This is a genomic window from Streptococcus pseudopneumoniae (genome assembly GCF_001074975.1).
Lineage (GTDB): Bacteria > Bacillota > Bacilli > Lactobacillales > Streptococcaceae > Streptococcus > Streptococcus pseudopneumoniae_D.
Map to the genome: position 1 here is coordinate 1 of NZ_JUUO01000100.1, position 5,983 is coordinate 5,983.

The window sequence follows — 5,983 nt, forward strand, 5'->3', positions numbered from 1 at the left end:
CCGTACTCAAGTACAGCCTGCGGCTAGCTTCCTAGTTTGCTCTTTGATTTTCATTGAGTATCAGTTTATTTTATCATATTTTTTCTTTAATTTAAAATGAAGTAGGATAGGGAAAAAAATGCCAGAAAAATGGTATAATAGAAAGGAACGTGTTTGGACAGAGAGGAGACAGCAGATGAACTTTCAACAATTATCCAACCTGCAATATTGGACTAGCTTGTTTTCTAGTCCTTGGAGTATTGCCATCAATCTGTTTGATATTTTGATTGTGGCCTATATTTTATATCGTTTTACAAAAGCGATAGCTGGTACCAAGATTATGATTTTGGTGCGAGGGGTCTTGATTTTTGTATTAGCCCAGGTTGTGGCCAATATCCTTGGCTTGACAACGATTTCTTGGTTGATTAATCAGATTATCACTTATGGAGTTATTGCTGCGGTTGTTATCTTCTCTCCAGAGATTCGGACTGGTTTGGAACGTTTGGGCAGGGCGACAGATTTCTTTTCTACTACTCAAATTAGTGCAGAAGAGCAAATGATTCGAGCCTTTGTTAAGTCGGTTGAATATATGAGTCCTCGTAAGATTGGTGCCCTGGTTGCCATTCAACGAGTTCGGACCTTGCAAGAATATATTGCGACAGGGATTCCCTTGGATGCCAATATTTCAGCTGAACTCCTCATTAATATCTTTATCCCCAATACTCCGCTACACGATGGTGCTGTGATTATCAGAGAAAACCGAATTGCAGTGACTTCGGCCTATTTGCCCTTGACAGAAAGTACAGGGATTTCCAAGGAATTTGGGACCAGACACCGGGCAGCTATCGGTTTATCAGAAGTGTCCGATGCCTTGACCTTCATCGTCTCAGAGGAAACAGGCGGTATTTCTATTACTTACAATGGGGTTTTCAAGCATGATTTGACGATTGAAGAATTTGAAGCAGAGCTACGAACAATTCTTTTGCCAGCTGTTGAGGAAAAAGCCAGTTTCAAGGACCGTTTGCTAGGAGGTTGGAAATATGAGAAAAAATAGTCTATATATCATTTCATCTCTCTTTTTTGCTTGTGTCTTATTCATCTATGCAACGTCGACCAACTTTCAAAATAGCAATACCGCAAGGCAGGTCAAATCAGAAACCTACACCAATACGATAACGAACGTTCCTATCGATATTCACTATGATGATGACCAGTATTTCATTAGCGGGTTTGCATCAGAAGTTTCAGTTGTGCTGACAGGTGCTAATCGTGTGACCTTGGCCAGCGAAATGCAGGAGAGCACTCGTAAGTTTAAGGTCACAGCGGATTTGACGGATGTCAGTGTTGGAACGATTGAAGTTCCCTTGAATATTGAAAATCTTCCAAGTGGAATGACTGCTGTGGCAACGCCTCAAAAGATTACAGTGAAAGTTGGGAAGAAGGTTAAGCGAGATGGGATGATTGTTGTGCCACAAGTTGACCAAAGCCAGATTGATCCCAAGTTGCAAATTGATAGTGTAACCGTGTCAAATGAAAGGGTTTCTGTCACAACTGACCAAGAAACATTAGCTAAGATTGACAAAGTTATTGCGCTTTTACCAACCAGCGAACGTATAACAGGTAATTACAGTGGTTCAGTACCTTTGCAGGCAATCGATCGCAATGGTGTTGTCTTACCGGCAGTTATCACTCCGTTCGATACAACAATGAAGGTGACGACAAAACCAGTAGCACCAAGTTCAAGCACATCCAATTCAACTACAAGCAGTTCGTTAGAGACATCTTCGTCAACGAAAGCAACTAGTTCAAAAACGAATTAAAAATAGGAAAAGGATTTTATAAAAATGGGTAAATATTTTGGGACTGATGGAGTCCGTGGAGAAGCTAACGTAGAATTAACGCCAGAATTGGCCTTTAAACTAGGACGTTTTGGAGGCTATGTTCTTAGCCAACATGAAACGGAAGCACCGAAAGTTTTTGTAGGACGTGATACACGTATTTCTGGGGAAATGCTAGAATCTGCCTTGGTAGCTGGTCTTCTTTCAGTTGGTATTCACGTATACAAACTAGGTGTTTTGGCAACACCAGCAGTAGCTTACTTGGTAAAAACTGAAGGAGCAAGTGCTGGTGTCATGATTTCTGCTAGCCACAATCCAGCCCTTGATAACGGAATTAAGTTCTTTGGCGGTGATGGCTTCAAACTAGATGACGAAAAAGAAGCAGAAATTGAAGCCTTGCTAGACGCTGCGGAAGATACTCTTCCTCGTCCAAGTGCAGAAGGCTTGGGAACCTTGGTAGATTATCCAGAAGGCTTGCGTAAGTATGAAGGCTATCTTGTTTCAACTGGAACTCCTCTTGAGGGAATGAAGGTTGCCTTGGACACAGCAAACGGTGCGGCGTCTACAAGTGCCCGTCAAATCTTTGCAGACCTTGGCGCTCAATTAACTGTTATCGGGGAAACACCAGATGGTCTTAACATCAACCTTAATGTTGGTTCAACTCACCCAGAAGCTCTTCAAGATGTGGTCAAAGAAAGCGGCTCAGCTATTGGTTTGGCCTTTGACGGAGACAGTGACCGTTTGATTGCTGTTGATGAAAATGGCGACATCGTTGATGGTGACAAGATTATGTACATCATCGGGAAATACCTTTCTGAAAAAGGACAATTGGCCCAAAATACAATCGTGACAACTGTTATGTCCAACCTTGGTTTCCACAAGGCCTTGGACCGTGAGGGCATTAACAAGGCAGTCACTGCAGTTGGCGACCGCTATGTTGTGGAAGAAATGAGAAAATCAGGCTACAACCTCGGTGGTGAACAGTCTGGTCACGTCATCTTGATGGACTACAATACAACGGGTGATGGTCAATTATCAGCTGTCCAATTGACAAAAATCATGAAGGAAACTGGTAAGAGCTTGTCAGAGTTGGCTGCAGAAGTAACTATCTATCCACAAAAATTAGTCAATATCCGAGTGGAAAATGCCATGAAGGAAAAGGCTATGGAAGTTCCAGCTATCAAGGCTATCATCGAGAAGATGGAAGAAGAAATGGCAGGGAATGGGCGTATTCTTGTTCGCCCAAGTGGAACAGAGCCCCTTTTGCGTGTTATGGCAGAAGCTCCTACAACAGAAGAAGTGGACTACTATGTTGATACTATCGCAGACGTAGTTCGAGCTGAAATCGGGATTGACTAAATCCTAGAAAACTAGATGAAAATAAAAAATTATGGTACAATAGCTTATAATATTGTAGCCAAGGGAGAAAGACATGAATCTTAAACGTGAACAAGAATTTGTTAGTCAGTATCATTTTGATGCGCGTAATTTTGAATGGGAAAATGAAAATGGAGCTCCTGAAACTAAGGTGGATGTGAACTTCCAATTACTCCAACATGACCAAGAAAATCAAGTGACATCTTTAGTGGTTGTCTTAAGTTTTATGATTGTCTTTGACAAATTTGTTATCAGTGGAACGATTTCCCAAGTTAACCATGTGGAAGGTCGTATTGTAAATGAACCAAGTGAGTTTAATCAAGAGGAAGTTGAAACTTTGGCCCGTCCATGTTTGAACATGCTTAACCGTTTGACTTACGAAGTAACTGAAATTGCATTAGACTTACCAGGAATCAATTTGGAGTTCTAATATGAAATTAGCTGTTATCACAGATTCCTCTGCCTATCTCAGTGCAGAGACCTTACAAAGAGAAGATTTATTTGTCTTGGATATTCCTGTCAATATTGATGGTGAGGAGTATGTCGAAGGTATCAATCTGACTGCTGAGGAGTTTTACCAAAAAATGGCTCAGGCTTCTGAATTGCCTAAGACCAGTCAACCAAGTATTGCAAAGTTAGATGAGATTCTAACTTCGCTCAAAGAACAAGGCTATACACATGTTTTGGGGCTTTTCCTATCTTCTGGAATTTCAGGTTTTTACCAAAATATCCAGTATATGGTCGATGACTATGAGGGCTTAACCATTGGCTTCCCAGACACTTTGATTACAAGTGCTCCTCTGGGTATCATGGTTGAAAGTGTCTTTAACTGGCGAGACCAGGGTGATGACTTTGCCATTATTCAGGATAAGCTAGCTATTCAAATTAGTCACACATCTGCTTTCATCATGGTGGATGACTTGGACCACTTGGTTAAAGGTGGACGCCTTTCAAATGGAGCTGCTATTTTGGGCAATCTGCTAAGCATTAAGCCAATCCTCTATTTCAATGACCAAGGTGTGATTGAAGTGTACGAAAAAGTTCGTACTGAAAAGAAGGCAACCAAGCGCTTAATTGAAATTATCAAGGAAACAACGGCTTCAGGCCAATATAGGGTCATTGTCATTCATGGGAATGCTCCTGAAAAGGCTGAGGAATTGCGTCAGCACTTGCTAGATTCTGGAGTGGGGACGGATATTTCACTTGCTACATTTGGTAGTGTGATTGGGACACACCTAGGAGCAGGAAGTATTGCTTTGGGTTATATTCCAGTGATTTAGTTGGCGCTTCTAGCTAGTTAAGACATTTTGTATTATAGCAACTGAACACGCCTGGAACCCTGTTTGAAAAAGATAGTTCTTCCAAGGAGTATCTACTCCTTGATCAGAACTCCTATTTCCACTTTGGGTTCTTACGGGCTTTGTATCTTAGAAATTGAACACGGACTATCTGCCTCTTGAAAAAAATGCCTGTCTTGCCTTTCATGGAAAGTCAGTGCTATTCCCTATTTTTCATGGGTAGCTAACGTTCTCTGTATCTTAGACAGGAGTAGAGATGAGTATTCGAGTGATTATTGCTGGCTTTAAGGGAAGAATGGGACAAGCTGCTTGTCAGATGGTTTTGTCTGATCCAGACTTGGACTTGGTAGCAGTTTTGGATCCTTTTGAGTCTGAATCAGAATGGCAGGGAATTCCTGTCTTTAATGATAAGGCTGATTTAGCAGGCTTTAAAGCGGATGTCTGGGTAGATTTTACAACTCCAGCTGTTGCCTATGAAAATACACGCTTTGCTCTTGAAAATGGCTTTGCTCCAGTAGTTGGAACGACAGGATTTACTAGTGAAGAAATTGCAGAGCTAAAAGTATTTTCCCGTTCCCAAGATTTGGGTGGCTTGATTGCCCCTAACTTTGCCTTGGGTGCTGTATTGCTCATGCAATTTGCGACGCAGGCTGCCAAATATTTCCCAAATGTGGAGATTATCGAGCTCCATCATGACAAGAAAAAAGATGCTCCGAGTGGAACGGCTATTAAAACAGCTGAGTTGATGGCCGAGGTTCGGGAGTCTATTCAGCAAGGTGCGCCTGATGAGGAAGAATTGATTGCAGGTGCCCGTGGTGCTGACTTTGATGGCATGCGTATTCATTCAGTTCGTTTGCCAGGTTTGGTAGCCCATCAGGAAGTCATCTTTGGCAATCAGGGAGAAGGATTGACCCTCCGTCATGACTCCTATGATCGCAGCTCCTTCATGACAGGGGTGAATTTGGGAATTAAAGAAGTTGTCAAGCGTCATGAGCTTGTTTATGGATTAGAACACTTATTATGAGATTAACGCAAATGCCTTCTGAATTTCAGAAGGCTTTACCAGTATTAGAAAAAATTAAAGAAGCAGGTTTTGAAGCCTATTTTGTTGGGGGATCTGTTCGAGATGCCCTTCTCAATCGTCCTATCCATGATGTGGATATTGCGACGTCTTCTTATCCAGAAGAAACCAAGCAGATTTTTCCGCGAACAGCCGATATCGGAATCGAGCATGGAACTGTCTTGGTCTTAGATGGGGATGAGGAGTATGAGGTAACCACCTTTCGGACAGAGGATGTCTATGTGGACTATCGCAGACCCAGTGCGGTTTCTTTTGTTCGCTCGCTAGAAGAAGACCTCAAGCGCCGTGATTTTACAGTCAACGCCTTTGCCTTGGACGAAACAGGGGAAATCATTGACTTGTTCCATGGTTTAGAAGATTTAGAAAATCAAGTTTTGCGGGCGGTTGGAGTGGCTAGTGAGCGTTTCAAC

At 42.1% G+C, this 5,983-nt stretch carries 7 protein-coding genes; all 7 read left to right on the plus strand.

From position 1 onward, the window contains the following. Positions 1-175 precede the first annotated feature (175 nt). A complete protein-coding gene (gene cdaA / locus ADI86_RS05445; RefSeq protein WP_049532100.1) occupies positions 176-1,033 on the plus strand; it encodes a diadenylate cyclase CdaA in 858 nt (285 codons plus the stop codon). Next, entirely contained in the window at positions 1,020-1,799 is a 780-nt protein-coding gene (locus ADI86_RS05450; RefSeq protein WP_049532101.1) for a CdaR family protein, read from the plus strand. The genes cdaA and ADI86_RS05450 overlap by 14 nt, the downstream gene beginning before the upstream one ends. Positions 1,800-1,823: 24 nt before the next feature. Beyond that, positions 1,824-3,176, plus strand: a complete 1,353-nt coding sequence (glmM, locus tag ADI86_RS05455; RefSeq protein ID WP_049487012.1) for a phosphoglucosamine mutase — start codon at positions 1,824-1,826, stop codon at positions 3,174-3,176. A 73-nt stretch (positions 3,177-3,249) separates the two neighbouring features. Next, positions 3,250-3,624 (plus strand): DUF1149 family protein, encoded by a 375-nt coding sequence (locus ADI86_RS05460; RefSeq protein WP_049487011.1) that lies wholly within the window; start codon positions 3,250-3,252, stop codon positions 3,622-3,624. Position 3,625: 1 nt separating this feature from the next. After that, complete coding sequence (locus ADI86_RS05465) at positions 3,626-4,474, plus strand: DegV family protein (RefSeq protein WP_049532102.1); 849 nt, start codon at positions 3,626-3,628, stop codon at positions 4,472-4,474. Positions 4,475-4,748: 274 nt separating this feature from the next. After that, complete coding sequence (dapB, locus tag ADI86_RS05470; RefSeq protein ID WP_049532103.1) at positions 4,749-5,516, plus strand: 4-hydroxy-tetrahydrodipicolinate reductase; 768 nt, start codon at positions 4,749-4,751, stop codon at positions 5,514-5,516. Next, positions 5,513-5,983 (plus strand): CCA tRNA nucleotidyltransferase (locus tag ADI86_RS05475; protein ID WP_080983183.1); only part of this gene is annotated, 471 nt, incomplete at its 3' end. The genes dapB and ADI86_RS05475, both read left to right, overlap by 4 nt.

Excerpts from the sequence above, each read along its gene's own strand:
- dapB (WP_049532103.1), top strand. The coding sequence starts at position 4,749 with ATGAGTATTCGAGTGATTATTGCTGGCTTTAAGGGAAGAATGGGACAA.
- ADI86_RS05450 (WP_049532101.1), top strand. The coding sequence starts at position 1,020 with ATGAGAAAAAATAGTCTATATATCATTTCATCTCTCTTTTTTGCTTGT.
- cdaA (WP_049532100.1), top strand. The coding sequence starts at position 176 with ATGAACTTTCAACAATTATCCAACCTGCAATATTGGACTAGCTTGTTT.
- ADI86_RS05465 (WP_049532102.1), top strand. The coding sequence starts at position 3,626 with ATGAAATTAGCTGTTATCACAGATTCCTCTGCCTATCTCAGTGCAGAG.
- ADI86_RS05460 (WP_049487011.1), top strand. The coding sequence starts at position 3,250 with ATGAATCTTAAACGTGAACAAGAATTTGTTAGTCAGTATCATTTTGAT.
- glmM (WP_049487012.1), top strand. The coding sequence starts at position 1,824 with ATGGGTAAATATTTTGGGACTGATGGAGTCCGTGGAGAAGCTAACGTA.